This is a genomic window from Rhizobium sp. BK008, from assembly GCF_014197345.1.
Taxonomy (GTDB): domain Bacteria; phylum Pseudomonadota; class Alphaproteobacteria; order Rhizobiales; family Rhizobiaceae; genus Rhizobium; species Rhizobium anhuiense.
This window is the reverse complement of record NZ_JACIFK010000002.1, coordinates 123,361-149,051: the sequence shown is the minus strand read 5'-3', so window position 1 is coordinate 149,051 and position 25,691 is coordinate 123,361. Positions and strand designations below refer to the sequence as shown.

The 25,691-nt window shown below is 61.2% G+C and carries 27 protein-coding genes; 21 read left to right on the top strand and 6 right to left on the bottom strand.

Going from position 1 to position 25,691, the window contains the following annotated elements:
• Window positions 1–143 precede the first annotated feature (143 nt).
• The 8 genes from FHT69_RS12205 (at window position 144) to FHT69_RS12170 (ending at window position 8,746) form a co-directional block, all read left to right on the top strand.
• Window positions 144–1,670 carry an ABC transporter substrate-binding protein gene (locus tag FHT69_RS12205; protein WP_183905410.1) on the top strand — a complete coding sequence of 509 codons (1,527 nt, stop codon included), beginning with the start codon at window positions 144–146 and terminating at the stop codon, window positions 1,668–1,670.
• 83 nt (window positions 1,671–1,753) lie between these two features.
• On the top strand, window positions 1,754–2,695 hold the full coding sequence (locus FHT69_RS12200; protein WP_025554445.1) for an ABC transporter permease: 942 nt from the start codon (window positions 1,754–1,756) through the stop codon (window positions 2,693–2,695).
• Entirely contained in the window at window positions 2,695–3,567 is an 873-nt protein-coding gene (locus FHT69_RS12195; RefSeq protein WP_183905409.1) for an ABC transporter permease, read from the top strand. The genes FHT69_RS12200 and FHT69_RS12195 overlap by 1 nt, the downstream gene beginning before the upstream one ends.
• Window positions 3,568–3,617: 50 nt before the next feature.
• A complete protein-coding gene (locus tag FHT69_RS12190; RefSeq protein ID WP_183905408.1) occupies window positions 3,618–4,130 on the top strand; it encodes a RidA family protein in 513 nt (170 codons plus the stop codon).
• 70 nt (window positions 4,131–4,200) lie between these two features.
• The gene (locus tag FHT69_RS12185) at window positions 4,201–5,397 is read left to right on the top strand and encodes an aminotransferase class V-fold PLP-dependent enzyme (RefSeq protein ID WP_183905407.1); all 1,197 of its coding nucleotides are present in this window, start codon (window positions 4,201–4,203) and stop codon (window positions 5,395–5,397) included.
• A gap of 17 nt (window positions 5,398–5,414) precedes the next feature.
• Window positions 5,415–7,250 carry an ABC transporter ATP-binding protein gene (locus FHT69_RS12180; protein ID WP_183905406.1) on the top strand — a complete coding sequence of 612 codons (1,836 nt, stop codon included), beginning with the start codon at window positions 5,415–5,417 and terminating at the stop codon, window positions 7,248–7,250.
• A 124-nt stretch (window positions 7,251–7,374) separates the two neighbouring features.
• Window positions 7,375–8,193: a bifunctional allantoicase/(S)-ureidoglycine aminohydrolase gene (locus FHT69_RS12175; protein WP_025554437.1), complete on the top strand. Its 819-nt coding sequence runs from the start codon at window positions 7,375–7,377 to the stop codon at window positions 8,191–8,193.
• Window positions 8,194–8,212: 19 nt separating this feature from the next.
• Complete coding sequence (locus FHT69_RS12170) at window positions 8,213–8,746, top strand: GNAT family N-acetyltransferase (protein WP_025554435.1); 534 nt, start codon at window positions 8,213–8,215, stop codon at window positions 8,744–8,746.
• 102 nt (window positions 8,747–8,848) lie between these two features.
• On the opposite strand, the gene FHT69_RS12165 is transcribed toward FHT69_RS12170, so the two are convergent.
• The gene (locus FHT69_RS12165) at window positions 8,849–9,766 is read right to left on the bottom strand and encodes a LysR family transcriptional regulator (RefSeq protein WP_183905405.1); all 918 of its coding nucleotides are present in this window, start codon (window positions 9,764–9,766) and stop codon (window positions 8,849–8,851) included.
• 125 nt (window positions 9,767–9,891) lie between these two features.
• On the opposite strand from FHT69_RS12165, the gene FHT69_RS12160 reads away from it, so the two are divergent.
• The 6 genes from FHT69_RS12160 to FHT69_RS12135 all read left to right on the top strand — a co-directional run bounded on the left by FHT69_RS12160 (window position 9,892) and on the right by FHT69_RS12135 (window position 15,750).
• Window positions 9,892–10,680: a transporter substrate-binding domain-containing protein gene (locus FHT69_RS12160; protein ID WP_183905404.1), complete on the top strand. Its 789-nt coding sequence runs from the start codon at window positions 9,892–9,894 to the stop codon at window positions 10,678–10,680.
• A 72-nt stretch (window positions 10,681–10,752) separates the two neighbouring features.
• Window positions 10,753–11,463, top strand: a complete 711-nt coding sequence (locus FHT69_RS12155) for an ABC transporter permease (protein ID WP_047613026.1) — start codon at window positions 10,753–10,755, stop codon at window positions 11,461–11,463.
• A gap of 3 nt (window positions 11,464–11,466) precedes the next feature.
• Window positions 11,467–12,156, top strand: coding sequence for an ABC transporter permease (locus FHT69_RS12150; protein WP_047613028.1), 690 nt, complete (start codon window positions 11,467–11,469; stop codon window positions 12,154–12,156).
• A 1-nt stretch (window position 12,157) separates the two neighbouring features.
• Entirely contained in the window at window positions 12,158–13,123 is a 966-nt protein-coding gene (gene speB, locus FHT69_RS12145) for an agmatinase (protein ID WP_080759870.1), read from the top strand.
• A 1-nt stretch (window position 13,124) separates the two neighbouring features.
• On the top strand, window positions 13,125–14,621 hold the full coding sequence (locus FHT69_RS12140) for a M81 family metallopeptidase (protein WP_063476067.1): 1,497 nt from the start codon (window positions 13,125–13,127) through the stop codon (window positions 14,619–14,621).
• Window positions 14,614–15,750, top strand: coding sequence for an NAD(P)/FAD-dependent oxidoreductase (locus tag FHT69_RS12135; protein WP_063476068.1), 1,137 nt, complete (start codon window positions 14,614–14,616; stop codon window positions 15,748–15,750). Before FHT69_RS12140 ends, FHT69_RS12135 begins: the two co-directional genes overlap by 8 nt.
• Window positions 15,751–15,762: 12 nt before the next feature.
• Here FHT69_RS12135 and FHT69_RS12130 read toward each other — a convergent pair whose 3' ends face one another.
• The 3 genes from FHT69_RS12130 to mug form a co-directional block, all read right to left on the bottom strand.
• On the bottom strand, window positions 15,763–15,981 hold the full coding sequence (locus FHT69_RS12130; RefSeq protein ID WP_047613034.1) for a hypothetical protein: 219 nt from the start codon (window positions 15,979–15,981) through the stop codon (window positions 15,763–15,765).
• Between the two features lie 60 nt (window positions 15,982–16,041).
• Window positions 16,042–16,887, bottom strand: a complete 846-nt coding sequence (locus FHT69_RS12125) for a pirin family protein (protein WP_063476262.1) — start codon at window positions 16,885–16,887, stop codon at window positions 16,042–16,044.
• Between the two features lie 90 nt (window positions 16,888–16,977).
• Window positions 16,978–17,532 (bottom strand): G/U mismatch-specific DNA glycosylase, encoded by a 555-nt coding sequence (mug, locus tag FHT69_RS12120; protein WP_063476069.1) that lies wholly within the window; start codon window positions 17,530–17,532, stop codon window positions 16,978–16,980.
• Window positions 17,533–17,712: 180 nt separating this feature from the next.
• Here mug and FHT69_RS12115 point away from each other — a divergent pair, with 180 nt between their 5' ends.
• Window positions 17,713–18,198, top strand: coding sequence for a DMT family transporter (locus FHT69_RS12115; protein WP_063476070.1), 486 nt, complete (start codon window positions 17,713–17,715; stop codon window positions 18,196–18,198).
• On the top strand, window positions 18,195–18,635 hold the full coding sequence (locus FHT69_RS12110) for a DMT family transporter (protein ID WP_047613040.1): 441 nt from the start codon (window positions 18,195–18,197) through the stop codon (window positions 18,633–18,635). The genes FHT69_RS12115 and FHT69_RS12110 overlap by 4 nt, the downstream gene beginning before the upstream one ends.
• Window positions 18,636–18,675: 40 nt before the next feature.
• Here the strand turns inward: FHT69_RS12110 and FHT69_RS12105 are convergent, their stop codons facing one another.
• Window positions 18,676–19,134: a helix-turn-helix domain-containing protein gene (locus tag FHT69_RS12105; protein WP_047613041.1), complete on the bottom strand. Its 459-nt coding sequence runs from the start codon at window positions 19,132–19,134 to the stop codon at window positions 18,676–18,678.
• 353 nt (window positions 19,135–19,487) lie between these two features.
• Between FHT69_RS12105 and FHT69_RS12100 the strand changes: the two genes are divergently transcribed.
• The 5 genes from FHT69_RS12100 (at window position 19,488) to FHT69_RS12080 (ending at window position 24,312) form a co-directional block, all read left to right on the top strand.
• The gene (locus FHT69_RS12100) at window positions 19,488–20,690 is read left to right on the top strand and encodes an MFS transporter (RefSeq protein ID WP_063476071.1); all 1,203 of its coding nucleotides are present in this window, start codon (window positions 19,488–19,490) and stop codon (window positions 20,688–20,690) included.
• Between the two features lie 174 nt (window positions 20,691–20,864).
• A complete protein-coding gene (msuE, locus tag FHT69_RS12095) occupies window positions 20,865–21,425 on the top strand; it encodes an FMN reductase (RefSeq protein ID WP_047613488.1) in 561 nt (186 codons plus the stop codon).
• A gap of 243 nt (window positions 21,426–21,668) precedes the next feature.
• Window positions 21,669–22,502: a MetQ/NlpA family lipoprotein gene (locus tag FHT69_RS12090; RefSeq protein ID WP_047613490.1), complete on the top strand. Its 834-nt coding sequence runs from the start codon at window positions 21,669–21,671 to the stop codon at window positions 22,500–22,502.
• Between the two features lie 90 nt (window positions 22,503–22,592).
• Complete coding sequence (locus FHT69_RS12085; protein ID WP_063476072.1) at window positions 22,593–23,678, top strand: methionine ABC transporter ATP-binding protein; 1,086 nt, start codon at window positions 22,593–22,595, stop codon at window positions 23,676–23,678.
• On the top strand, window positions 23,659–24,312 hold the full coding sequence (locus FHT69_RS12080; RefSeq protein WP_063476073.1) for a methionine ABC transporter permease: 654 nt from the start codon (window positions 23,659–23,661) through the stop codon (window positions 24,310–24,312). Before FHT69_RS12085 ends, FHT69_RS12080 begins: the two co-directional genes overlap by 20 nt.
• On the opposite strand, the gene FHT69_RS12075 is transcribed toward FHT69_RS12080, so the two are convergent.
• Window positions 24,313–25,671: an LLM class flavin-dependent oxidoreductase gene (locus FHT69_RS12075; RefSeq protein ID WP_063476263.1), complete on the bottom strand. Its 1,359-nt coding sequence runs from the start codon at window positions 25,669–25,671 to the stop codon at window positions 24,313–24,315.
• Window positions 25,672–25,691: the final 20 nt, after the last annotated feature.

Below are 25,691 nucleotides of genomic sequence, written 5' to 3'. Positions count from 1 at the left end.
GCAGCCGAAGATGGTGTTTTTCCGGCGTCGCGCTACCCGGGAGGGCATAATCCGTCGCGCGTGCTTGACAGGATCGATGCATCTCTTATTCTCTTACAAAAATATGAATTACATAATTGTGGAACTAAATCGGGAGATCTCGCATGAAAACACTGGTCGCATTCCTGCTCGGCACTGCGCTCGTCGCCCTGCCTTCGACTCTCCTTGCCCAGGAAAAGGGCGGCGTCATCAACGTCGCGACGATCGGCGAGCCGCCGACGCTCGATCCGATGTCGTCGACGGCCGATCTCGTCGGCATCGTCACGCAGCATATTTTCGAAACGCTCTATACCTTCGACAAGAGCTGGAACGTCACGCCGCTGCTGGCCGAAAGCCTGCCCGAAATCAGCGCCGACGGCAAAACCTATACGATCAAGCTCAGGACCGGCATCAAGTTCCACGACAATAGCGACATGACTTCGGACGATGTCGTCGCCTCGCTTGGCCGCTGGATGAAGATCGCCTCGCGCGGCAAGCAGGTGGCCGGTTTCATCGACAAGATCACCGCCGTCGATCCGGCGACCGTCACGATCACGCTGAAGCAGCCCTATGCGCCGCTGACCTCGCTGCTTGCCTTCAACAATTCGGCCGCGATTATCATCCCCTCTGAAAAGCAGGACGAGCCGATGAAGGAATTCATCGGCACCGGTCCCTATATGCTGAAGGAGCGCAAGGCCGACCAGTATATCCAGCTCGTCCGCTTCGACGGTTACAAGTCCCGCGAGGGCGACAGCAATGGTTACGGCGGCGCCCGCCATCAATATCTCGATGAGATCCGCTTCGTGCCGGTGCCGGACCCGAATACCCGTGTCGAGGCCGCCATCTCAGGCCAGTATGATTATGTCGACTCCATTCCGGTCGAATCCTACGACAAGCTGAAGGCCTCCACCGCCTCGCAGCCGATCATCCTGAAGCCCTTCGGTTATCCCGTCTTCGTCTTCAACACGGCCGAGGGCATCAACAAGAATGTCGAAGTGCGCAAGGCCATCCGCCAGGCGCTCAGCATGGAAGACATGCTGGCGGCTGCTTTCGGCAGCACGGATTTCTACGCTCTCGACGGCGCCATCTATCCGAAGACCTTTGCCTGGTCGACGGATGCCGGCGTCGACGGCGCCTATAACGTCGCCGATCCGGAAGGGGCGGCCGCTGCCGCCAAAAAGGCCGGCTATAACGGCGAACCGATCCGTATCTTAACCAGCCGCCAGTACGAGTTCCACTACAAGATGGCGCAGGTCGCCGCCGAATATCTGAAACTCGCCGGCTTCACCGTCGATATGCAGGTTGTGGACTGGGCGACGCTGACGCAGCGCCGCGCCGATCCGAAGCTCTGGGATATCTATATCACCCATAGCCCCTTCCTGCCGGAGCCGGCCCTCATCGGCTCGCTCTCGACCAGCTCGCCCGGCTGGTGGGATACGCCGGCCCGCAAGGCAGCCGTCGATGCCTTCACCTCGGAAGTCGATCCGAAGAAGCGCGTTGCGCTCTGGGCCGATGTCCAGAAGGCCGTCTATGCCGACGCACCCTTCATGAAGATCGGCGACTTCAACGCCGTCTCGGCCGAGTCGACCAAGCTCGAAGGCGTCGATCCGGCGCCGTGGCCGTATTTCTGGAATGCTTCGATCAAGAAGTGAACACCGCCACCGGTGCCGGCCTTCCGCGGCCGGTACCGGTCATCTTTTCTGCCTCATCCGCAAAGGCTTAAGGCCAGGCATTCATGATACGCTACATCCTCCAGCGCCTGTTCGGCATGATCGTCGTGATGTTTCTCGTCGTCACGATCGTCTTCGTCATCGTGCGCGTGACGCCGGGAGATCCGGCCGCCGTCATGCTCGGGCCGGATGCGACGCCGCAGGATATTGCCGACCTCCGATCCCGGCTTGGCCTCGATCAGTCGCTTGGCCTGCAATATGTCTATTATATCGGCCAACTGCTGAAGGGCGATCTCGGCCAGTCGATCTTCCTCAACATGCCTGTCACCTCGGCTCTGCTCGACCGCGCCGAGCCGACCTTCTTCCTGACGCTGTTCTCGCTTGCCATCGCCAGCGTCATCGCCCTTCCGATCGGCATCTATGCCGCATATCGGCGCGGCTCCTTCGTCGACCAGGCGGCAACGACACTTGCCATGTTTGCCGCCAGCATTCCAAGCTTCTGGCTCGGCCTCATCCTGATGCAGTTTTTCGCCGTCCGGCTCAACCTCTTCCCGGTTTCAGGTTATGGCGGTCCCGGCTCAACCTTCTTCGACCGCATGTATCATCTGACGCTGCCGGCCTTCGCGCTCGGCATTGTCTCCTCGGCGCTGATCCTGCGTTTCACCCGCGCCTCGATGCTCGATGTGCTCGGCGACGATTATATCCGCACGGCGCGCGCCAAGGGGCTGATCGAGCGCCGGGTGATCCTCAAGCACGCGTTGAAAAATGCGCTGATCCCGATCCTGACGGTGATCGGCCTGACGGCCGCGGTGCTGATTTCGGGCGCCGTCGTCACCGAGACCGTGTTCGGCCTGCCGGGTGTCGGCAATCTCGTCGTCTCGGCGGTGCTGCGCCGCGATTATCCGGTCATCCAGGGCGCGCTGCTCGTCATCGCCGCGCTCTACGTGCTGATCAATTTTGCGATCGACATGCTCTATCTGCTGATCGATCCGAGGGTGCGCTACTGATGGCCGATATCGCAATCAAATCAGCCGTCGAGGGCGAGGGCAGCAAATTCGTCCGGCGCCTGCTGAAACGCAAGACGGTCGCCTGCGGCCTCTTGATCCTGACGATCTTCATGCTTCTGGCGGTTTTCGCACCTGTCGTCGCGCCCTATTCGCCGTCGAAGCTTTCCATCGTCAACCGGCTGAAGCCGCCCGGCGGCATGTTCTTCTTCGGCACGGACGAGTTCGGTCGCGATGTCTTTTCGCGCACGATCTTCGCCGGCCGCCTGTCGCTGCTCGTCGGTGTTGCGGTCGTGACGCTCTCGGCGGTGATCGGCGTGACGCTCGGGCTGCTGGCCGGTTTCTTCCAGAAGCTCGATACGCCGATCGCCCGGCTGATCGACGCGATGATGGCGTTTCCGGATATTCTGCTGGCGATTGCGCTCGTCGCAGCCCTCGGTCCCTCTCTGACGACCGTGATCATCGCGCTGTCGATCGTCTATGCGCCACGCCTTGCCCGCATCGTCCGCGCGTCGACGCTGGTCATTCGCGAACTGCCCTATGTCGAGGCGGCGAGGGCGCTTGGCATATCGACCTTCCATATCATGACGCGGCATGTGCTGCGCAATCTGCTGTCGCCGATCCTCGTGCAGGCCACATTCCTCTTCGCCAGCGCCATGCTTGCCGAAGCCGGCCTGTCTTTCCTCGGCCTCGGCGTCAGCCCCGAAATCCCGACCTGGGGAACGATGATCGCCGCCGGCCGGCAATATATCGGCCAGGCCGACTGGATGACGCTGTTTCCCGGCATCGCCATCATCCTCTCGGTGCTGTCGCTGCAGATGGTCGGCGATGGCCTCAGGGACATGCTCGATCCAAGACTTCGCAAGGATCTCTAATCCGCCGACCGTGGGTCGGCCTATTCCAATTCGCCAAATCATAAAATTGCATGACAGGAGTTTGCGTGAATCAGTTTCCCACCGCCGCCGGCAAGGTCGAGAACTCGCCTTACGAACGGCTTGCCGCCCTCGGCATAACGCTTCCGCCGCCACCGCCGCCGATCGCCAATTTCGTCACGCACGTAATCGAAGGCAACATGCTCTACCTCTCCGGCCAGGGACCACGCGAGGCTGATGGTTTCCTGCATGCCGGCAAGGTCGGCGGCGGCATCAGTGTCGACGAGGCCTACGGCCATGCGCGGCTGACCGGCATCAACCTGCTTGCCGTCATGCAGGAGGCGCTCGGCGATCTCACCCGTGTCAAGCGGGTAGTGAAACTGCTCGGCATGGTCAATGCCGTGCCTGAGTTCGAGGATCATCCGAGCGTTATCAACGGCTGCTCGGATCTGTTGATCGCAGTCTTCGGGCCAGCCGGCGAACATGCCCGCTCGGCCGTCGGCTTCGGCTCGCTGCCCGGCAACATCACCGTCGAGATCGAGGCGATCGTCGCCTTGCACGGCTGACGAGAACTTTCATATTTGGAGTAGCGTCCCATCTTATCCCGCTACCCGCCCCAGAATTCTGGAGAACTTCATGTCCACTGATATGAGACCATCAATCGGTCTTCGCCCTGTCATCAACGTATCCGGCACGATGACGAGCCTCGGCGCCTCGATCGTCGTGCCGGAAGCGATCGAGGCGATGGCATCGATCCTGCCGCACTTCGTCGAGATCAACGACCTGCAGCGCAAGGCAAGTGGCGTCATCGCCCGGCTGACCGGCGGGGAGGCGGGCTTCGTCACCGCTTCCTGCTCGGCCGGCATTTCGCTGGCTGTTGCTGGGGCAATCACCGGCAACAATCTGCTGGCGATCGAGAGGCTGCCGGACGTCGTGCCGGAGAAGAACGAAGTGCTGGTGCAGATGGGCCATGTGGTGAGCTATGGCGCACCCGTCGACCAGGCGATCCGGCTTGCCGGCGGCAAGGTCGTGCTTGTCGGCCAGGCGACCTCGACCCATCGCTTCCACATGGAAAACGCCATCACCGACAAGACCGCAGCCGCCGTCTACGTCGTCTCGCACCATGTCGTCGATTACGGACTTTTGAACCTGAAGGAATTCGTCGAGATCGCCCATGCCAAGGGCGTGCCCGTCATCGTCGATGCGGCTTCGGAATATGATCTGAAGATTTTCCTGGAGCAGGGCGCCGATATCGCCCTTTACTCCGGCCACAAATTCCTCGGCGGTCCGACTACGGGCATCGTTGCCGGCAAGAAGGAGCTGGTGCGTCATGCCTTCCTGCAGAACATGGGCATCGGCCGCGGCATGAAGGTCGGCAAGGAGAGCATCTTCGGCGTCATGGCGGCACTCGAAGCCTGGGAGAAACGCGACCATGCCGGCATCCGGGAACGCGAAACCAGCTATCTCAACCTGTGGAAGCGTACGCTCGACGGCCGCCCCGGCCTCACCGCGCTGATCGAACCCGACCCGACCAACAATCCGCTCGATCGGCTGCGTCTGATCGTCGATGCCGAACAGGCCCATATCACCGCCTGGGATTTGGCCGATGCGCTTGCCAAGGGCAGCCCGCCGATCATCGTGCGCGATCACGAAGTGGAGCACCGCTATTTCTACCTCGATCCGTGCAACCTCCATCCGGGCGAGGAGAAGATCGTCGCCGAGCGCCTGGCTGAGGAGCTCGACAAGGCGCGCGCCTCCAACGAGATCATCGCCACGCCGATCGAGAACCGCAGCCGGCACCGCTTCGACGGGCTGTTGCGCTGGCCGGATTGAACCGTAGAGGAGCAGACATGGCCAACGTCCAAGCGCAACCGATCCAGACGACGACCGACGTTCTTGCCGTCGATAGGCTGACGACGTCCTTTCTGGTGGATGGCGCCTGGAAACCTGTGGTGCGCGATGTCTCCTTCACCGTGGCGCCGGGCGAGACGGTGGCGATCGTCGGCGAATCCGGCTCGGGCAAGAGCGTCACCTCGCTCTCCATCATGCGGCTGCTGCAGGCGGAGACGAGCCGCGTCGAGGGCCGCGTCATGCTCGGCGGACGCGACCTCCTGGCTTTGCCGGAAAATGCCATGCGTCAGGTGCGCGGCAATGAAGTGGCGATGATCTTCCAGGAGCCGATGACATCGCTCAATCCGCTTTTCACCATCGGCGATCAGATTTCCGAGGCGCTGCTCTGCCATTCCGATATGAGCAAGACGGACGCCAAAGCCGAGACCATCCGGCTGCTGGAAAAGGTCCGCATTCCCTCGGCCGCCTCGCGCTTCGGCGAATATCCGCATCGTTTCTCCGGCGGCATGCGCCAGCGGGTGATGATTGCCATGGCGCTCGCCAGCCGGCCGAAACTGTTGATCGCCGACGAGCCGACGACGGCGCTCGACGTGACGATCCAGGGCCAGATCCTCGATCTCATCAAGATGCTGCAGGACGAGGAGGGGACCTCGGTTCTGTTCATCACCCATGACATGGGCGTCGTCGCCGAGATCGCCGACAGGACGGTGGTGATGTATCGCGGCGAGCAAGTCGAAAGCGGCGCCACCGCCGATATCTTCCACCGCGGCAAACACCCCTATACCCGGGCGCTGCTATCCGCCGTGCCGGTGCTCGGCTCGATGCAGGGCAGGCAAAGGCCCCTGCGCTTTCCGGTGGTCAACACGGCAACGGGGGAATCGGACGTTCCCGCCGAGGCCGCCGATACCGTCGCTGCAACGCCGGTCCTTCAGGTGAAGAACCTCACCAAGCGCTTCGACATTCATACCGGCCTGTTCGGCCGGCTGACCAGTCGGGTGCACGCGGTCGAAAACGTCTCCTTCGATCTTCACGCCGGCGAGACGTTGTCCCTCGTCGGTGAATCCGGCTGCGGCAAATCGACGACCGGCCGCGCCATCATGCGTCTCATCGAACCGCTGGCCGGTTCCGTCCTCGTCGAGGGCAGGGAGGTGCTCGGCCTCGACAAAAAGGATCTGCGCGAGATGCGCAAATCCGTGCAGATGATCTTCCAGGATCCCTTTGCCAGCCTCAATCCGCGCATGACAGTCGGTGCTGCGATCGCCGAACCCTACCTCGAACATAAGATGGGCAATGCGAAACAGGCAAAGGACGTCGTCGCTGATCTGCTGATGAAGGTCGGTCTGTCGGCGGATATGGCCGCGCGCTATCCGCATGAGTTTTCCGGCGGCCAACGCCAGCGCATCTGCATCGCCCGCGCGCTCGCCTTGCGGCCGAAGGTCATCGTCGCCGACGAAAGCGTCTCGGCGCTCGACGTCTCGATCAAGGCGCAGGTCATCAACCTGATGCTCGATTTGCAGCAGAGCCTGAACCTCGCCTTCCTGTTCATCTCGCACGACATGGCGGTCGTCGAACGCGTCAGCCACCGGGTGGCGGTGATGTATCTCGGCGAGATCGTCGAGATCGGCCCACGGGCCGCGGTCTTTGAAAATCCGCAGCATCCATATACGAAAAAGCTCATTGCGGCGGTGCCCGTGCCTGATCCCGACCGCCGCCATGAAAAGCGGATGGTGGCGAATGACGAGATCAAGAGCCCGATGCGCCCGGTCGACTATCAGCCGGCGAACGCCTCCTATCGCGAGGTCGGACCGGGACATCTGGTGATGGCCGACCGGTAGGTTATAGCGCCCGTGCTTTTCGAGACCCGAGCTGGGAGGGCGCCGCTCGACCCATTGGGAGTTGCCTAACGCCGCAACGGCGCATAAAGCAGATGCACAATCAAAAGCCGCGAAGCCTGGACCGATGAACAGAGATTATTATTCCAAACTCGGCGGACTGCCGCCGCAAACCGAGCTGCTTTCCAGCAAGGCCGTCTTCACTACAGCCTATGCAGTCATTCCGCGCAGCGTCATGACCGACATCGTCACCAGCGTCCTTCCCCATTGGACGGGAACGCGGGCATGGGTTCTCTCCCGGCCGCTCTCCGGCTTCTCCGAGACCTTTTCGCAATATGTGATGGAGGTCCAGCCGGGCGGCGGAAGCGATCGGCCGGAGCCCGACAAGCGGGCCGAAGCGGTTCTGTTCGTCGTCGAGGGCGACATCACGGTGGAACTCGACGGCGTCAGCCATGCGCTTCGCAGCGGCTCGTTCGCCTATCTTCCGGCAGGTTCAGTCTGGCGCCTGAAAAACGACGGTTCGACCGCGGCAAAATTCCACTGGATTCGAAAGGCCTTTCAGGCGGTCGACGGGCTGGAACCGCCGCCGGCGATCTTCACGCATGAGGACGAGCACGCCATCTCGGCAATGCCCGACACCGATGGACGCTGGGGGACGACCCGGTTCATCGATCCGGCCGATGTCCGCTACGACATGCACGTGAATATCGTGACGTTGGAGCCGGGTGCCGTGATCCCCTTCATGGAAACCCATGTCATGGAGCATGGTCTCTATGTGCTGGAAGGCAAGGCGGTCTATCGCTTGAACCAGGATTGGGTCGAGGTCGAGGCCGGCGACTTCATGTGGTTGCGCTCCTTCTGCCCGCAGGCATGTTACGCCGGTGGGCCCGGCCGGTTCCGCTACCTGCTCTACAAGGACGTCAACCGTCATATGACGCTCTGGTAGGATCTGTCGCGGAGGGACGATGAGGCTCGAAAGCGAACGACTGATCTTGAGACCCTGGCGGCAGGAGGATCGCAAACCCTTTGCTGCGATCAACGCCGAACCCGACGTCGTCCGATATCTCAATCCTCTGACAGATGAACAGTCGGATGCGATGCTCGACCGCATCGACCGTCACTTCGAGGATCATGGCTGGGGGTTCTGGGCGCTGGAGGAGAAGGCAGGCGGCGCATTGATCGGCCTCTGCGGCCTCAACAATGTTTCGCCGGCTTTGCCGTTTGCCCCGGCAGTCGAAATCGGCTGGCGGCTTTCAGCGTCGCGGCACGGAGCCGGATACGCGCGCGAGGCCGCGGAACGGTCTCTGGATTTTGCCTTCAACGATCTGAAACTTGACCGCATCGTCAGCTTCACGGTGCCCGCAAACAGCAGTTCCTGGGGTTTGATGAGGCGATTGGGAATGAACCGGATCGGTGACTTCGATCATCCCAATTTGGCCGAAGGGCATCCGTTGCGCCCTCACGTGCTCTACGAACTGCGATCACCAAACGGTATTTGAAAGCGGATATCAGGGCTCGTGCCGGCACGACGGCGCGGCAACCATGGAGCATGATAATTCATGATCAATTCATGGCTGTAACGATATATTGCAAAGCATAGCTCAGAGTCCGAAATCGATCTTCGAAAGCTCCTTCAGGAACAACGTCTCGGGCACCGAGAGCCCGATTTGCGGATTGGTGACGACATAGGCTGATGCGCAGGGCTCGTCCCGATAGGGCGGCAGGCGCCACAACTTTCCCTGGTCGACATACGGTTCGGCGAGATGCAGCGGCAGGAAGCCTATTCCGAGGCCGCATTCGATCATCCGCCGTATCTCGCTGACATAGCTCGACTGACCCCGTACCCGTTGACCGATCGAGGCGCTGGCGCGGTAGGCGGTGACATCGCCCATATGCGTGCCGCCGAGCACATCTGCGGTGAAGCCGATAAATGGTTCGGCACGCAGTTGTGCGACGGTCAGGTCCCTGCGGCCAGCCAACCGGTGGATTGCGCCGCAAAACAGGCCGAACCTCTCTCGCATCAACTCGCGGGAAGCCAGGAAATCCGGAATCACCCCGTCCGAGATACCGAAGGTACAATGGCCGAGTTCTACGGCACGGATGATGGTCGCCGTGGTGCTCACTGTGATTTCCAGATCCACGCCTGGATACCGTGCGAAGAAAGACGTCAGCGCACGATCCAAGGTCTCGTTCACCACCTGGTCGATCATGGCGATCTTCAACCTGCCGGACAACGCCGCTGGCGCCGCTTCGAAACCGACCGGCAAGCGGGAAATCGTAGCGAAAATCGATCGGACCTGTTCGAGCAGCATTTCGCCCGCGGGCGTTGGTATCAGGCCGGTACGACTGCGTTCCAGAAGCTTAGTGCCGGCCGTTTCCTCAAGCCGCTTGATCCCCTGGCTGATCGCCGGCTGGGTGCGGTGCATCACGTCGGCGGCCCGCGTCATGCTCCGTTCCTGCGCCACGATCATGAAAGTATGCAGCAGGTTCCAGTCAAGTTGCCGGACGAAGTCGACCATCTGGCATGTCTCCATAAGCGAAATTTATTTCTAGAAGAAGAAATAAGAATTTTCAATATTCACCATCTTCCGGAATCCTGAACTGCCCTCGGAGCAAAGCCCGCCCCCATCAACAGGAGACCGCCATGCGATATCTTAGAATCCTCGCCCTGATTGCCGCTGCTGCCGCGACCAATGCGGCGGCGGAAGACGGTGTCGTCCGAATGGGAACTGAGGGCTATTACCCACCGTTCGAGTATTTTGACAGCGCCGGCAATCTGAACGGCTTCGATATCGACATCGGCAACGCGCTGTGCGATGCGATGAAGGTGAAGTGCGAATGGGTGTCCACCGATTGGGATGGGATCATCCCGGCGCTGAATGCCAAGAAATTCGACGCCATCCTCTCCTCGATGGCGATCACCGCTGAACGCGCGAAGGTGATCAGTTTCACCGCTCCCTACTATTTCAACCCCGACCGCTTCGTCGCCTCCAAGGATTCGGGACTGAAGAGCGCGCTGCCAGCCGATTTGAAAGGGCTGGTGGTCGGCACCCAATCAGGCACGACCGAGGTCGCGATCCTCAAGCAATATTTCCCCGAAGCGGAGGTGAAGCTTTATCCCAAGCTCGACGACGCTCTGCTCGACCTCGACAATCAAAGGCTTGATCTGGTCCTGGCCAGCCAGTTCGTGCTGGCGGATTGGCTCGCCAAGGACAGCGGCGCCTGCTGTGATTTCGTCGGAGAGGCCTTCGGCGATGACGGCATGAAGGGCACGGGGATTGCCGTCCGCAAGGACGATGAGGCGCTGCTGAAGCGGCTGAACGACGCGCTGGCCGAGATCCAGGCCAACGGCACCTATGGCAAGATTCGCGCGCGCTACTTCAAATTCGACATCATGACACAACCGAAGCTCGCCGGCGAAATCTTCAAGTAGTCCGCAACCAGGTTGGACGCCACACAGTCAGCGTCCAGCCAGCCCCGCCAAGCAATCGGAAGATAATTCGCGATGGAGTTCATCTCACTGCTGTTATTCAGCGACGAGGGCTGGGGAGACGAGTTGCTGCGAGGCCTGAGTGTAACACTCGCACTCGCCTTCGCCACCGCTCCGCTGGCCCTGGTCCTATCCTTCCTGCTGGCTTGGGGCAAAAACGCCCGCAGTCCGATTGCCCGCTGGTTGGCGTTCGCCAGCACGACAGTCTTTCGCAGTCTGCCCGAGCTGTTGACCCTCGTCATCATCTACTACCAGCTCCAAGTGCTCATTGACTGGGTGGTGCATCTCGCTTTCCCGAACGCCAGCATTTCACTCAATGCCTTTGCGGCTGGCGTGGTGGCACTGACGCTCGTCTTCAGCGCGCTCGGCAGCGAAGTCGTCCGTGCCGCCTATCAGGCGGTCGGCAGGGGACAGGCAGAGGCGGCGGCATCGCTGGGCCTGCACCGGAGACAGGCCTTCTTCCTGGTCGTCCTTCCGCAGATGTGGCGGCATTGCATTCCCGCTTTCGGCAATCTGTGGCTGATCCTTCTGAAGGATACGTCGCTGGTTTCGATCATAGCGGTGAACGACCTCGTCCGTTACACAAATATGGCGATCTCGACGACCAAGAAGCCGTTCTTCTTCTATACCGTGCTCGCCCTGATCTACGTCGCGCTTGCTTTGCTGTCGGGCATCGGTCAGGCGCTGTTGGAACGACGCACGGCTCCTCGCGGTAGGGGGCGTTAGAAGATGCTGACGCTTCTCACCGACAATCTCGCCCTATGGGCGCAAGGGCTTCAGAATACCGTTACGCTGACATTGCTGAGCGCGCTCATGGGCTTCAGCTTGGCGCTGCCACTCGCACTGGCCCGGCTCAGTCGCAACCGGACAATCTCCGGCATGGCCTATGGATATATCTACCTCATGCGCGGCACGCCGCTGCTGGTTCAGGTTTTTCTGATCTATTATGGCCTTGGCTCCTTCAGCCGCGAACTGCGGGATATTGGCCTTTGGTGGTTCTTTCGCGATGCGTTCTATTGCGGCCTCCTCGCCTTCGCACTCAATTCCGCGGCCTATCAGGCGGAAATCTTGCGCGGCGGTATCCAGGCCGTGCCGCGAGGGACGATCGAGGCAGGGCGGGTGCTCGGCCTTTCGACCGTGCAGATTTTCCGCAAGATCGTGCTGCCGATCGCCACGGCACGGATGCTGCCGACCATCGGCAATGAACTGGTGCTGCTGCTCAAGGCCTCGGCCATCGTCAGCGTGATCACCGTGCCCGATATCATGGGCCAGGCGCGATCCCTTTACGCCCAGAGCTTCGACCTCACCGTCTTCTACGTGGCGGCGCTTAACTATCTGGCCGTCGTCCTCCTGATCGAAGCGCTCTGGCGCCGCCTCGAGGGTCGCAACCGATGGCTACATTTCGCAGGAACAGTTTGAAATGAAAATACAATCCAATCAGAGCATCTTCGGCCATGAAGGTGTGTTCCAGACCGTGCCCGGTCCGGACGGGACCCATGTGGAAATGCCTTATTCCGGCATCCGCACCTTCCTTCGGCGCCGTCCCAGCCTGGATTTCACCGGCGTCGATCTTGTCGTCTATGGCATTCCCTTCGATCTGGCGACCTCCGGCCGCTCGGGTGCACGCTTCGGCCCGTCCGCGCTACGCGAAGCCTCGACCCAGTTGGCCTGGGGCGAGGTCTGGCCCTGGGGTTTCGACCCCTTCGACCGGCTCTCGGTGGTGGACGCTGGCGACGTGCCGTTCCGGCGCGGGCAGCCACAAAAGATGCTGGAAAACGCGGTGGAATTCGCCCGCCGGATCGTCGAGGAGGGGGCCGGAACGGTCATGCTGGGCGGCGATCACAGCACCACTTTCACCGCCTTGAAGGCCCATGCCGAGCGGCACGGGAAGCTCGCCTATGTCCAGTTCGACGCCCACCGTGACACGCAGGCGAGCAAGGAATTCGACCATGGCACATTCGTGCATCATGCAATGTGCGATGGATTGATCGACCCCGCTCACGCAATCCAAATCGGCATCCGCACCCATTACGACCATACCGACTCGATCACCGTGCTCTACCGTGACTGGCTGCACGAACATGGTTGGCAGGGTGCCCTTGCTCGCCTGCGCGAAGTGGTGGGTGACAGGCCCACCTATCTGAGCATCGACATCGACTGCCTCGATCCTGCCTTTGCTCCCGGCACAGGCACCCCGGTCGTCGACGGACTGGCGCCGCACGAAATCCTCTCGATCCTGCGCCGGACGACGGATGTCAATTTCGTCGGGATGGACCTCGTCGAGGTGGCGCCACCCTATGATCCGACCGGCGTGACAGCGCTCCTGGGCGCCTCGCTGATCCTGGAATATATCTGCGCCCGCGCGGCAGGCCGGCAAGGAGTATAAGATGGGCTTTCGCGTCGCTCTGATCGAATTCTCTCACGAAGGAAACACCTTCACCATTCGCTCGACCCCGATCGAGGCCTTCCATGCCAGTCGCTATTTCCAAGGTGTCGAGATTGTCACGAAGATGCGCGGCACCAATTCCGAGATTGGCGGCGCCCTCGATCTGGCCGAGGCGAGGGGTTGGGAGGTTGTGCCGATTCTTGCCGCTCATGCTCAGCCGGGCGGCACGGTCACCGAAGCCGCGCGCCGCACGATTACCGCAGATGTCGTTCACGGCCTTGAAACGGCCGGGCCGATCGACGGGATTTTCGTCGCACTCCACGGCGCGATGGTCACCGAGACATCCGAGGATGGAGAGAGCCAGTTTCTCGCCGCCATCCGTTCGGTGGTAGGGGCCGATCTCCCGATTGCGGTGACGCTCGATCTGCATGCCAATATCTTCGATGCAATGGCAGGGCTTGCCGATATCGCGGTAAGCTTCAGGACCTATCCCCATATCGACATGCGCGAGCGCGGACGCGAGGCCTGCACGCTGCTTCATGCGGCAATGGCAGGCGAGACGGCGCCGCGCCTGCTCATCGCCCGGCCGCCGATGCTGGTCGGCTGTGACGACGGACGAACGACGCAGGACGGGCCGATGTGCCGGCTGCTGGAAGATGCAGCGCTGGAAATGATGACGCCGGGCATCCTCAACGTCTCCGTCAACGCCGGTTTCACCGATGCCGATGTCTGGGCGGCAGGCCCGAGCGTTCTCGTAAATTACGACGAAAAGATCGTCTCCGCCGTCACGGCTCAAGCAACTGCCGACAGGATCTGCGCGCGGATATGGGACTTCCGCGACGACTGGGCCCGGCCGATCCCTCTCTGGGAGTGTATCGCCCGGCTGAAGGCGCACAAATCCACCGACAAGCCGATCGTGGTGGCCGACTTCTCCGACAACCCGGGCTCAGGCGGCTATGGCGACAGCACGACATTGTTGGCTGCGCTGCTTGACGCAGGGCGGGGCAATATTGCTCTCGGTGTGCTCTACGACCCGCAAGCGGCTGACCTGCTGGCATCCGCAGGTGTCGGCGCAGAATGCACTGTATTGCTCGGCGGCAAGACGGATCCGAGCACGGGCGGTGGGCCGATCGAAGTCACTGGCACTGTTGCGGCCGTCTCCGATGGGGCCTTTACATTTGAAGGGCCGATGTTCACCGGCCTTCCCGGCACGCTCGGCCGCTCCGTTTCTTTCCGGGTCGGCGGGATAGAGGTGCTGATCGCATCTGAAAACCAACAGATGCTCGACGCCAACATCTTCCGCGCGCTCGGCATCGAACCGACGGCGAAGGCGGTCCTGGCGGTGAAATCCATGCATCATTTCCGCGGCGCCTTCGCCCCGCTCGCAAGTGAGATCCTGGTGACCGATGCCGGCGGATTATGCTCGCCGGATCTCACCCGCCGCAACTACCGCAATATTCGACGCCCAATTTTTCCACTGGATCCAATCAATGGCTGAACATTTTGACATTGCCATCATCGGCGGCGGCATCGTCGGCGCCGCACTGGCACATACCATCGGCAATCGCCGTTCGGTCGTGCTGCTGGAGCGGGAGGAGGCATGGGGCTATCATTCCACCGGCCGCTCGGCGGCGGAATTCTCGCTGCGCTTCCAGTCCGAAGGCGCGGGGCGGCTGATCCGGGCCAGCGCCGGATTTCTCCAGACGCCTCCGGATGGGTTCTGCGACCTGCCGCTCATCCGGCCGCGCGGAAACCTCTGCATTGCCCAGGCCGAGAAGGCCGGGCATCTCCATCACATCTTCGAAGTCGAGCGCAACAAAAGCGCGCCCATGGCCCGGCCGCTTCAATTGCTCACGGTTGCCGATGCGCTGGCGCTGGTCCCGTTTCTCGACCCCGACTGGGTCGCGGCTGCGCTCTATGACCCGGATTGCTGGGACATCGAGGTCGACAGCCTGCTGCAGTCCTATCTGAAATCGGCGCGACACGCCGGGGCCGACCTGCGCCGCAACGCTGAGGTGACGGGCGCCCGAATGGACGGATCGGCATGGCGGCTGGAGACGAACGGCGCCGATCTGCTGGCCACGACGGTGGTGAACGCGGCGGGCGGCTGGGCCGATCCCGTGGCGCTCCATTTCGGCGCGACGCCTCTCGGCCTAGTGCCTTATCGCCGAACCGCCATCACCGTGCCAGTTGAGGGCTACGATGTTTCGGCCATGCCCGAAGTCAACGAAATCGACGAGGATTTCTACTTCAAACCGGATGCAGGCCGGCTCCTGGTTAGTCCGGCGGATGAGACGCCGGTCGCCCCGCATGACGCTTGGCCGGAAGAATTGGATATCGCCCAGGCGGCGCAATATCTGAGCGACTGCACCAAGCTCGAAATCCATCGGATCTCCCATAGTTGGGCGGGCCTGCGCACCTTCGCACCGGACCGGCTGCCGGTCATCGGTGCCTCAAAGCGGGCGCCGGGCTTCTTTTGGCTGGCCGGGCTCGGCGGGTTCGGTATTCAAAGTTCGCCAGCGGTCGCTGCGCTCGCGTCGTCGCTGCTTCTGGAAACCCCGATTCCGGCAGCCCTCCGCCAGGAGGGGATCACTGCGGAAACTTTCTCGCCGATCCGCTTTGAATAATGGGCTTATCGGCTAAGTCGTTCGTCCAAGGGTGGAAAGTGCGTCCTGTAGCCTGAGTGCTGCCAGTGCCTCGGTTGCCTCCTCGGGAGGCCAGCCCGCTTCCAGCGCCGCAGCGAGGACCAGCGATTCGGTTTGCAGCTCAAGCTTCTCATAAAGCGGCTCGATGGCTTCGCGCGCTGTGACAACATGCTGGTCAGGCGGGGTGATGGGTGTCGCGGCAACCGTAGGCATGAAATGCTCCTCCTATTGAACGCTAAGGTTCGAAACCCGTTAGGGGCATCCTTGTTCCATTTATATCGCCTTTTCGGTGTTCGAGCGGCGATGCGAAAGATGACGACGCCACATCTGGCGGAATTTCCTCCATCGCAGGAACGCGCGAATGAGGATTGCCGGTGGGATCTTCTTGTGGTCGCCGACAGTTCCCTGCCTGGTGATCGCTGCGTTCGGATCGAGCAGAAACGCGACCAACATGCTTGCACTCTGCGCCTCTACTTCGAGCTTGTCATCCAATAAATGCAGCCCCTGCTCGCCTTCGGCGAATGTCTGCTTATCGACGACGACACAACCGCTGAAGACATAGAAATAGAGGTCTCGGCCTTGCTTGCGCGGAAATTCCACCCTTGCGCCCGCGTCCAGCCGCATATCGAAGACGTTGATCGTGCTGCGGACATAGAAGGGCGCGCCCTCCGCTTCCGGCCCGACCAGGTGTCGCCAGGTGTTTGCCGCGGCAACTGGCACCGGTCCGTGTTGGACCTTCGGTTCGAGGTCGATGGCGTGAGGGCGAATGAGGATTTGCAGCATCCGCAGAGGCGGATCGGATGCCAGCGTTTCTTCGGAATGCCAAAAGCTTGCTCCGGCATTCATCACCATGAGATGGTCGCGGTCGATCACCAGTCGGCCCGCAGCCTTGTCGTCGTGACGCATGACGCCTTCGGGCACCCAGGAAATGATCTCGTCGTTTCTATGCTCATGCATCGCGATCAGGCGACCGGGATCGAGGATGGATTCTACGATCATGGCGAGGGGGCCATGGCCGTGATCGGTCGGCTTCGGCGTCAACCAGCCCGGCATATTGACGTGCGCGACGAAACCTCCCGCATCCCGCACCACGAAGGTTCGTTCGCCCTTGAGCAGCATCGCATCCTCCATGCAAGGCAATGATGACACCAGGCCATTAGCCATCTGCTGGAAGGGCGGGTCAGCGCATTCGTCCAGGCATTATGATGGCTAGAGCGTCGCTCTCAGCTCGAGATAGCGTTCGGTCAATGTCGTCAAGGTGAAGGCTCTGTTGAGGCCACTCGGATTTGGCAACAACCAGACGACGGCGCCGGCAAATTCCTCGGCTTGCCGACCCCATTCGACATTGGCTCGAAGACTGATTGCCGCATATGCAGCCTTTCCAAGAAAGGCCAGATTGGCCGGCGCAAACGTTCGTATCTTGCTTTCCAGAGCAGGTGCTGCGCTGAGGTAATCCTGCTTCTTAAGCTCGCCTGCGCTTTTCGTCGGGCGTGAAACCGCGGACGTCAGGCCACAGCCATATTGCAGCAACGCGCGCTCTTCATCTGCTCGCAGCAAGCGCGGCGTAAATCCAGCCAGATGCAAGACCCGCCAAAAACGGTTGCTCGGGTTCGAGAAATTATGCCCGTCGCGAACTGCGGACAGAGCCGGATTCAATCCGCAGAAAACCACGGAAAGGCCGGGCGCGAGGATTTCCGACAATCCGGTCCGTGGTATTGCAGGGTCGTCTGGACCATCGAGGTCCTCGGACGTGGCATCTGGCATTGTAAAACCATTGTTCGGATTAAATGGGTCGCGTCGATCGAAACGAGCTTCATCAGCGCCTCAAGGAGGGCCGATCCGACAGACACACGGTGCTAATCATCTTGCTGAAAATGCCGATGAATGGCCTTAGTGGCAATTTGAAAAATATCGGGCGCAATCGATTCTTTGACAGGATCCGCAATGACCACCGAAGCAGCGCGTAATTCGCATCCCATCTATTTCATCGGTGCTTTTGCCACGGGTGGGCTCCTGACGTTCATGGTGCACTTCAACGGGGAATTGGCCCATTATGGCAATCCCCTGTTCTCCTCCTGGACCGCTCATGGCACAGGCATCATCGCGGCCGTCATTCTTCTCTTGCTGGTCCACCGCCGGCGCAGGCCGACGGTGGGAAAAGCCCCCAACGCGCCTTGGTGGGCTTACTTCGGTGGGATATCCGGCGCGGCAACGGTCATTCTGACCTCGACCGCGGTCAACTCGCCGCTCGGGCTCTCCGGCACCTTGGCCTTGGGTTTGGCAGGCCAGGTCGCCTTCAGCGTTGCGGCCGACAGTTGGGGACTGTTCGGTCTGCCGAAGCGGCGTCCGGATATGCGAGACATCGTAGCACTCGGCCTGGTCGTCACCGGGGGTGCGCTCATCATCCTGTTTGGACGAGGTGCGGCGTGACACTATTCATTCTCCTGGCGTGCCTCGGCGGCGCGCTCGTCGGTCTCAGCCGCCAGCTCAATGGGCGGTTGAGCATATCCACCACGCCGCTGATCGCATCCTTCTGGAATCATGCCATAGGCTTTGCCGTTCTCACATGCCTCGGTCTCTTCGTCGGGGGCCTGCTTCCTGCAGGCGCCGCCGAGGCGCCTTGGTATGCCTATCTGGGCGGCTCCATCGGTGTTGTTTTTGTGGCGGCGGGCAGTTGGGCGATTGCGCGCATAGGCGCGGTCAATTCGGCTCTGCTGATCATCGGTGGTCAGATGGTGACAGGCGTGGCGCTTGATTATATCAGCGCCGTTCCAACGTCGTTTTGGGCGAACGCGACCGGAATCGTCCTCATCGTCGGCGGCATGATGGTCAGCCGGAGGCGACGCAAAGGCGACGGCTCGCAATAGCCAAGCGCTTCATGCGGTTATTGCCTGCCGATACGCCCAGCTATTCTCCGAGCGGAAGAGTGACGTCCGCTATGGAGGCGCCCAATGTCACACCGTGACTTTCTGCCTGCGCCATCGCCTTCACCAATGCGATGACCGTTTCGCGGATATTGCGGTCGGCGATCTTCAGAAAGGCGCGATTGAGCACCAATCCTTCCTTCGTTCGCAGGAATTCGGCGACCGGATCGGAATTCGCCGACAGATCCAGCCCTTGCAGCGTCAACGGCTCGGAATTCTCCTGTTCGAAAAAGAAACTTACCGAGGTGTGGAGCACATCGGCGATCCGCTGCAGGCGGCTCGCGCCGATGCGGTTGATGCCCTTCTCGTATTTCTGAACCTGCTGAAAGGTTACGCCGATCTGCTCGGCAAGCCGTTCCTGGCTCATCCCGAGCAACTGCCGACGCATTCTTATGCGCGCTCCGACATAGCTGTCTATTGCATTCGGTGTCTTGACATTCATCGCGTGTTTTCAGCCTCGATCGCATTTTCAATCGGCGCAGCTGTAGTATTCCCCGCTTCGGTTTTCCATGGTTGTTTTCATATAGCGTACTCAATATGCGATGATCGCGACTGACTGTGATATGAAAGCCCCCGTCCGGAAAGACATAAAGCCACGCTGGAATCGGTCGACAAAAGGGCAAATCAAACAAAAGCCGTACCAATCCCGATGAAACTGGGCTGTGATTGCCGCCCGGCTTACGCTAAATGCAATTCAGCGACCGCCGCTCGATAGTCTTCCCAGCCCCGATCGCCTAAAATCCATCGAAAAAAGACGCGGCACGGCACCGACCGGCCTGTGCAGGAGGAATATTGATGGCAACGGTTGCCGAAGGCGCGCCCCGTTTCGAAAAAACAACGATGTCTATCCTCATGGCGGTCAGCTTCTGCCACATGCTGAACGACATCATGCAATCGCTGCTCGCCTCGCTCTATCCGCTGTTCAAGGCGAATTACGATCTCGATTTTGTGCAGATCGGCCTCCTCACCATGACGTTCCAGGTCACCGCTTCGCTGTTGCAGCCGCTGGTCGGCATTGTCACCGACCGCTGGCCGATGCCCTATTCGCTGCCGGTCGGCATGGCGAGCACCTTCTGCGGCCTCATCCTGCTCGGCAACGCCGGCAGTTTCGCGCTGCTGCTGGTTGCCGCAAGCCTGATCGGGTTTGGCTCAGCCGTCTTCCATCCGGAATCCTCGCGCGTCGCCCGTCTGGCCTCCGGCGGTCGCCACGGTTTCGCGCAGTCCTTCTTCCAGGTCGGCGGCAATGCCGGCCAGGCGATCGGTCCACTGCTCGCCGCCTTCATCGTGCTGCCGCTTGGGCAACACAGCGTCTCCTGGTTTGCCGCCATCGCCATGGTCGGCATGGTCGTGCTGAGCTGGGTGGGCAACTGGTACATGAGCCACCGACGTCAGAATGCCAGCAAACCGGCGGTGAGCCGGGCCCTGCCGCTGCCGCAGAACAGGGTCGTCTGGGCGCTGCTGATCCTCGTGCTGCTGACGGCGACGAAGAATGTCTACATGGCGAGCGTGTCGAGCTACTTTACCTTCTATGTCATCGACAAGTTCGAGCTCAGCGTGCAGCAGGCACAGCTGATGCTCTTCCTGTTCCTCGGCTCGGTCGCCGTCGGCACATTCCTCGGTGGGCCGATCGGCGATCGCTTCGGTGCGCGGTTCGTCATCTGGTTCTCGATCCTGGGCGTCATTCCCTTCGCGCTCCTGCTTCCTTATGCGAATCTCCTCTGGACGGGCGTGCTCAGCATCGTCATCGGCCTGATCTTCGCTTCGGCCTTCTCGGCGATCGTCGTCTTCGCGCAGGAACTGGTGCCCGGGCGCGTCGGACTGATTGCCGGCGTCTTCTTCGGCTTCGCCTTCGGGGCAGGGGGACTTGGTGCAGCATTGCTCGGCGATTTCGCCGATACCCACGGCATCGATTTCGTCTACCGGATCTGCTCCTACCTGCCGCTGCTCGGTCTCCTGACGGTCTTCCTGCCGCGCATACCCAAGCAGAAATCGGCCTAGAGTATTCCGGCTCGACGCATCATGCGGTTCACACGTCGCTATCGCGACAGGCACGAACGTATTTTTCTCCTCATATGGGGAAGAGGGATCACCATTCCTTTAATCCACTATTTTTATAGATAATATTCGTTGGAGAATGACATCGGTTTCGGCACGATATTGGAAGGAAATGGCATGTCTGCTCACAAACTGGTCGGCCTTGCGGGTAGCTTCAACCGCCCCTCGAAGACCTTCGCGCTCGTTGAAAACGTTGCCGGCCTCGCCGGCGAGAAATACGGCTTCGACAACACCATCTACGACCTGACCGATGTCGGCCCCTCGCTTGGCCAGGCGCTGCGGCGTGACGATCTCGACAGCCGCGCCAAGGAGGTCATCGACGACATCGTCAATGCCGACGTGCTGGTGATCGGAGCGCCAACGTACAAGGGCAGCTATCCCGGCCTCTTCAAGCATCTGATCGACCTGATCGACCCGCATGAGCTGCGCGCCAAGCCGATCATCATCACTGCGACCGGCGGCGGCGATCGGCATGCGCTGATGGTCGAGCACCAGCTCCGTCCGCTCTTCGGTTTCTTCATGTCTCACACGCTGCCGACCGCCGTTTACGCGTCCGACCGCGACTTCACCGATTACCGTGTCTCATCCGAGCCGCTTTCCAAGCGGATCGGGGAGGTTATCGGTGAGCTCTCGGCCTTCTTTCCCAGCCGGAATCAGGCGCTTATCGCCGCCGAATGAAGAGTTAGGGATAGGCTTGAAACGGCGCCGCGGAGGCGCCGTTTTCGTTTTTGGGCCACCCTTCTCACGTCGTCATAATCCACAAATTTGATGGAAATTTATCCTGCCGATACCAATGGCAGGGCAAGAGTTTTCCCGACCTTTCCTCCACATCGGACAATCGTGCTTCGCTACCGATGCGCGCATTTGCCATGATCAGCCTGGTCGGGGCGCATGGCCTCACTCAGTCAGACGGGATATAAAATGACCAAGAATAAAAATCTTCACGACTTCCACCTTTCGCGCCGGGCGGCTCTTGTCGCCGTTTCCGCTGCCGCGCTCTTCACCTTTGCAGCACCAGCTCCTTCCTTTGCCGAGGACAAGTCGATCAAGGTCGGCATCATGGCCGGCGAAGATGAAGACGTCTGGCGTGTCGTCACCAGCGAGGCGGCCAAGAAAGGCCTCAAGATCGAGACGATCACCTTCAACGATTATACGCAGCCGAATGAAGCGCTGGAGCGCGGCGAAATCGACGCCAACGCCTTCCAGCACCAGCCCTATCTCGACAACCAGATCAAGCAGCACGGCTACCACATCGCTCGCGTCGGTTATACCGGCGTCTGGCCGATCGGCCTCTACACCAAGAAGTACAAGTCCGTCGCCGAGATCCCGGAAGGTGCCGTCATCGGCGTGCCGAACGATCCCTCCAACGAAGGCCGCGCTCTGCGCGTTCTCCAGAACGAAGGCCTGATCAAGCTGAAGGACGGCACCGGCATTCTCGCAACTGTCGCCGACGTCACCGACAATCCGAAGAAGATCGAAATCAAGGAACTCGACGCGGGTATCGTCGGCCGCTCGATCGACGACCTGGATGCCGGTGTCGTCAATACCGACTGGGCGCTGAAGAGCGGCCTTTCGCCGGCCGAGCGCATTGCGCAGGAGCCGATTGCCGACAATCCATATCGCAACTTCATTGCCGTCAAGGCCGACAATAAGGATGCCGAGTGGGTCAAGACGCTTGTCTCTTCCTATCAGAACGAGACCGTCAAGGCCGAGTTCGACAAGGTTTACAAGGGAACGGGTCTCAGCGCCTATTGATCCGAAGCGGGGCGGGGGGTTAAGCCCTGCCGAGAGGCGGTCCAGGCGTTCCTTGCCCGGGCCGCCTTCAGTGTTTGTAAGGAAAAGCACATGAATTCCTTTGTTTCTACCACGGCGATCGAGACGCAGCCGCAAGCGGCCGCCGAAGACGTGGTGAGGCTTGCCAATGTGAAGCGGCGGTTCGGAACCACGGCAGCACTCGACGGTATTTCGCTGACGGTGAAGAGAGGTGAGATCCTCGGCATCATCGGCCGCAGCGGCGCCGGCAAATCGACGCTGATCCGTTGCCTCAACGGCCTGGAGCGCGCCGATAGCGGCGAGATTCTCATCGAAGGCCGAGAAATCACCGGACTTTCAGAACAGGAACTGCAGCCGCTGCGCCGCCGCATCGGCATGATCTTCCAGCATTTCAACCTGCTTTCCGCCAAGACCGTCGAGGAAAATGTCGCGCTGCCGCTGAAGATCGAGGGCGTTGCAAAGAACGAGCGCTTGAAACGGGCGCATGAGCTGCTCGATCTGGTCGGGCTTGCCGACAAGGCGAAAGCCTATCCCTCATCGCTCTCCGGCGGGCAGAAACAACGCGTCGGCATCGCTCGGGCGCTTGCGGCCCGCCCGGCACTGCTTTTGTCCGACGAGGCGACGTCGGCACTCGATCCGGAAACGACCCGGTCGATCCTGGCGCTGTTGAGGGATATCAACCGTAAGCTCGGGCTGACCATTCTGCTGATCACGCATGAGATGGAAGTGGTGCGCGGCATTGCCGATCGCGTCGCAGTCCTCGACGCCGGGCGGATCGTGGAGGAAGGGCAGGTCTGGTCGGTCTTCGCCAACCCGCAGGCTGACATCACCGGGAGCCTGCTCGGCGGTATCCGGCCGCAGCTTCCGGATCACATCGCCGGTCGGCTGTCGGCAACGACGGGGAGCGAGGCCATCCTCAGCGTCGATCTCGCCGGGCCGCAGGCGCAGGGCGCGCTGTTTGCCGAACTCTCGGCGGCGCTGCCGCATTCCTTCCGCCTCGTCCATGGCGGCATCGACCACATCCAGAACCAGCCGGTGGCGCGGTTCTTCATCGCCGTTCCCATGCGCGACCCCGCGCTTGCCGGAAAGGTCGAACAATTCCTGACGGCCAGGTCCGCCCGGGTGGAGGTGCTTGGTTATGACACCGATCATGCTTGAACTGCTTCTTCGCTCCCTTTGGGAGACGGTCCTGATGACCGTCGCCTCGGGAGTGATCTCGCTCGTCGCCGGCCTGCCGCTCGGCCTTGCCCTGGTGGCGACGGCGCGCGGCGGCATCGCCGAAAATCTGTGGATCAATCGCGTGCTCGGTGGGATCATCAACGGCTTCCGCTCGGTGCCCTTCATCATCCTGCTGGTGGCACTGATCCCGCTGACGCGGCTGATCGTCGGCACGGCGCTCGGCACCTGGGCGGCCATCGTGCCGCTCGCCATCGCCGCAACGCCCTATTACGCCCGCATCGCCGAAGTGTCGTTGCGCGAGGTCGACCGCGGGCTGATCGATGCCGTGCGCGCCATGGGCGGCAATCGCTGGACGATCATCCGTGAGGTGCTGGTGCCCGAAGCTTTGCCGGGCATCGTCGCCGGCTTCACCGTCACGCTGGTGACGCTGATCGGCGCCTCGGCGATGGCGGGCGCGATCGGCGCCGGCGGTCTCGGCGATCTCGCCATCCGCTATGGCTATCAGCGCTTCGAAACCAATGTGATGATCGCGGTGGTGGCCGTCCTCATCGTCCTCGTCTGCGGCATTCAGTGGCTGGGCGACCGGCTGGTCGCCAAGCTGGACCATCGATAGTCAGTGCCGGAACTGGGCGGCGGGATGCGCGGCGGGCAACCTGCCGTCCCCGCCGCCGAAAAGCTTCTGCCGCAAAGGTCCTTCCACGTAGTCCGCCTTGAAGAGACCGCGCTCCTGCAGCACCGGCACCACCAGGTCGACGAAATCGCGCAGGCTTTCCGGCGCCACGGTCCGCGCCAGATTGAAGCCGTCTATGCCGCCCTCCTCGATCCATGCCTCGAGATGATCGGCGATCTGCTCGGGCGAGCCCACCACCGGCTTCATCCGGCTGCCGAGTATCATCTGGTCGATGATGTCGCGCAGCGTCACCGGCTTCGCCGCCTGTTTGGTGATGGCCGCAAGCGCCGACTGATTGGCGTTCGTCGAGCTTTGGTCGATGACGTCATCCAGCCCATATTTCGAAAAATCGATGCCGACGGAGGCGGAGTAATGCGCAAGCGAGGCCTCCACGCTCGCATGGCGGCGATACTCCTCCAGCCTGTCCCGTGCTTCCTTCTCCGTCCGCCCGACGACAACAGTGATCAGGCTCAGGATCTTCAGTGCGTCGGCGCCGCGGCCGAATTCCTCCGCCTTCGCCCGCAGCGCATCCACCGTCGGCCGCATCACCCTGGGGTTTGAGCGGGCGAGGAAGACGCATTCGGCGTGCCGGGCGGCAAACTCCTGGCCGCGTGCGGAGGCGCCGGCCTGGAAGAGCAGGGGCGTGCGCTGTGGAGAAGGTTCGGAGAGATGGATGCCCTCCATCCGGTAATATTGACCGTCATGACGGACAGTGCGCACTTTGGAGGGATCGGCATAGATGCCGCCCACCTTGTCGCGCAGCACCGCATCGTCATCCCAGCTGCCTTCCCAGAGCTTGTAGACGATCTCGAGATATTCCTCGGCTGCGTCGTAACGCGTGTCATGTTCCGGCAGCCTGTCGAAACCCATGCTGCGGGCAGCACTATCGAGATAACCGGTGACGATGTTCCAGCCGATCCGTCCCTTGGTCAGATGATCGAGCGTCGACATGCGCCGCGCCAGCAGGAAGGGTGGCTCATAGGTGGTGTTGACGGTGACGCCAAAACCCAGATGTTTGGTGACATAGGCCATCGCCGAAATCGGAATGAGCGGATCATTGACCGGGATCTGCGCCGCCGTCGTGATCACCGGCGCCGGGCTTCCTCTGAAGATGTCATAGACGCCGACGATATCGGCAAGGAAGATGCCGTCCAGCTTGCCGCGTTCGGCGGTCTTGGCAAACTCCGTCCAATAGTCGAGATCGGTATAATGCGCTGAGCCGTCGCGCGGATGCGTCCACAGGCCGTGGTTGATATGCCCGACGCAGTTCATGTCAAAGGCATAGATCTGCATGGTCTTCATGAGGCGGGTCCCAAAACCGG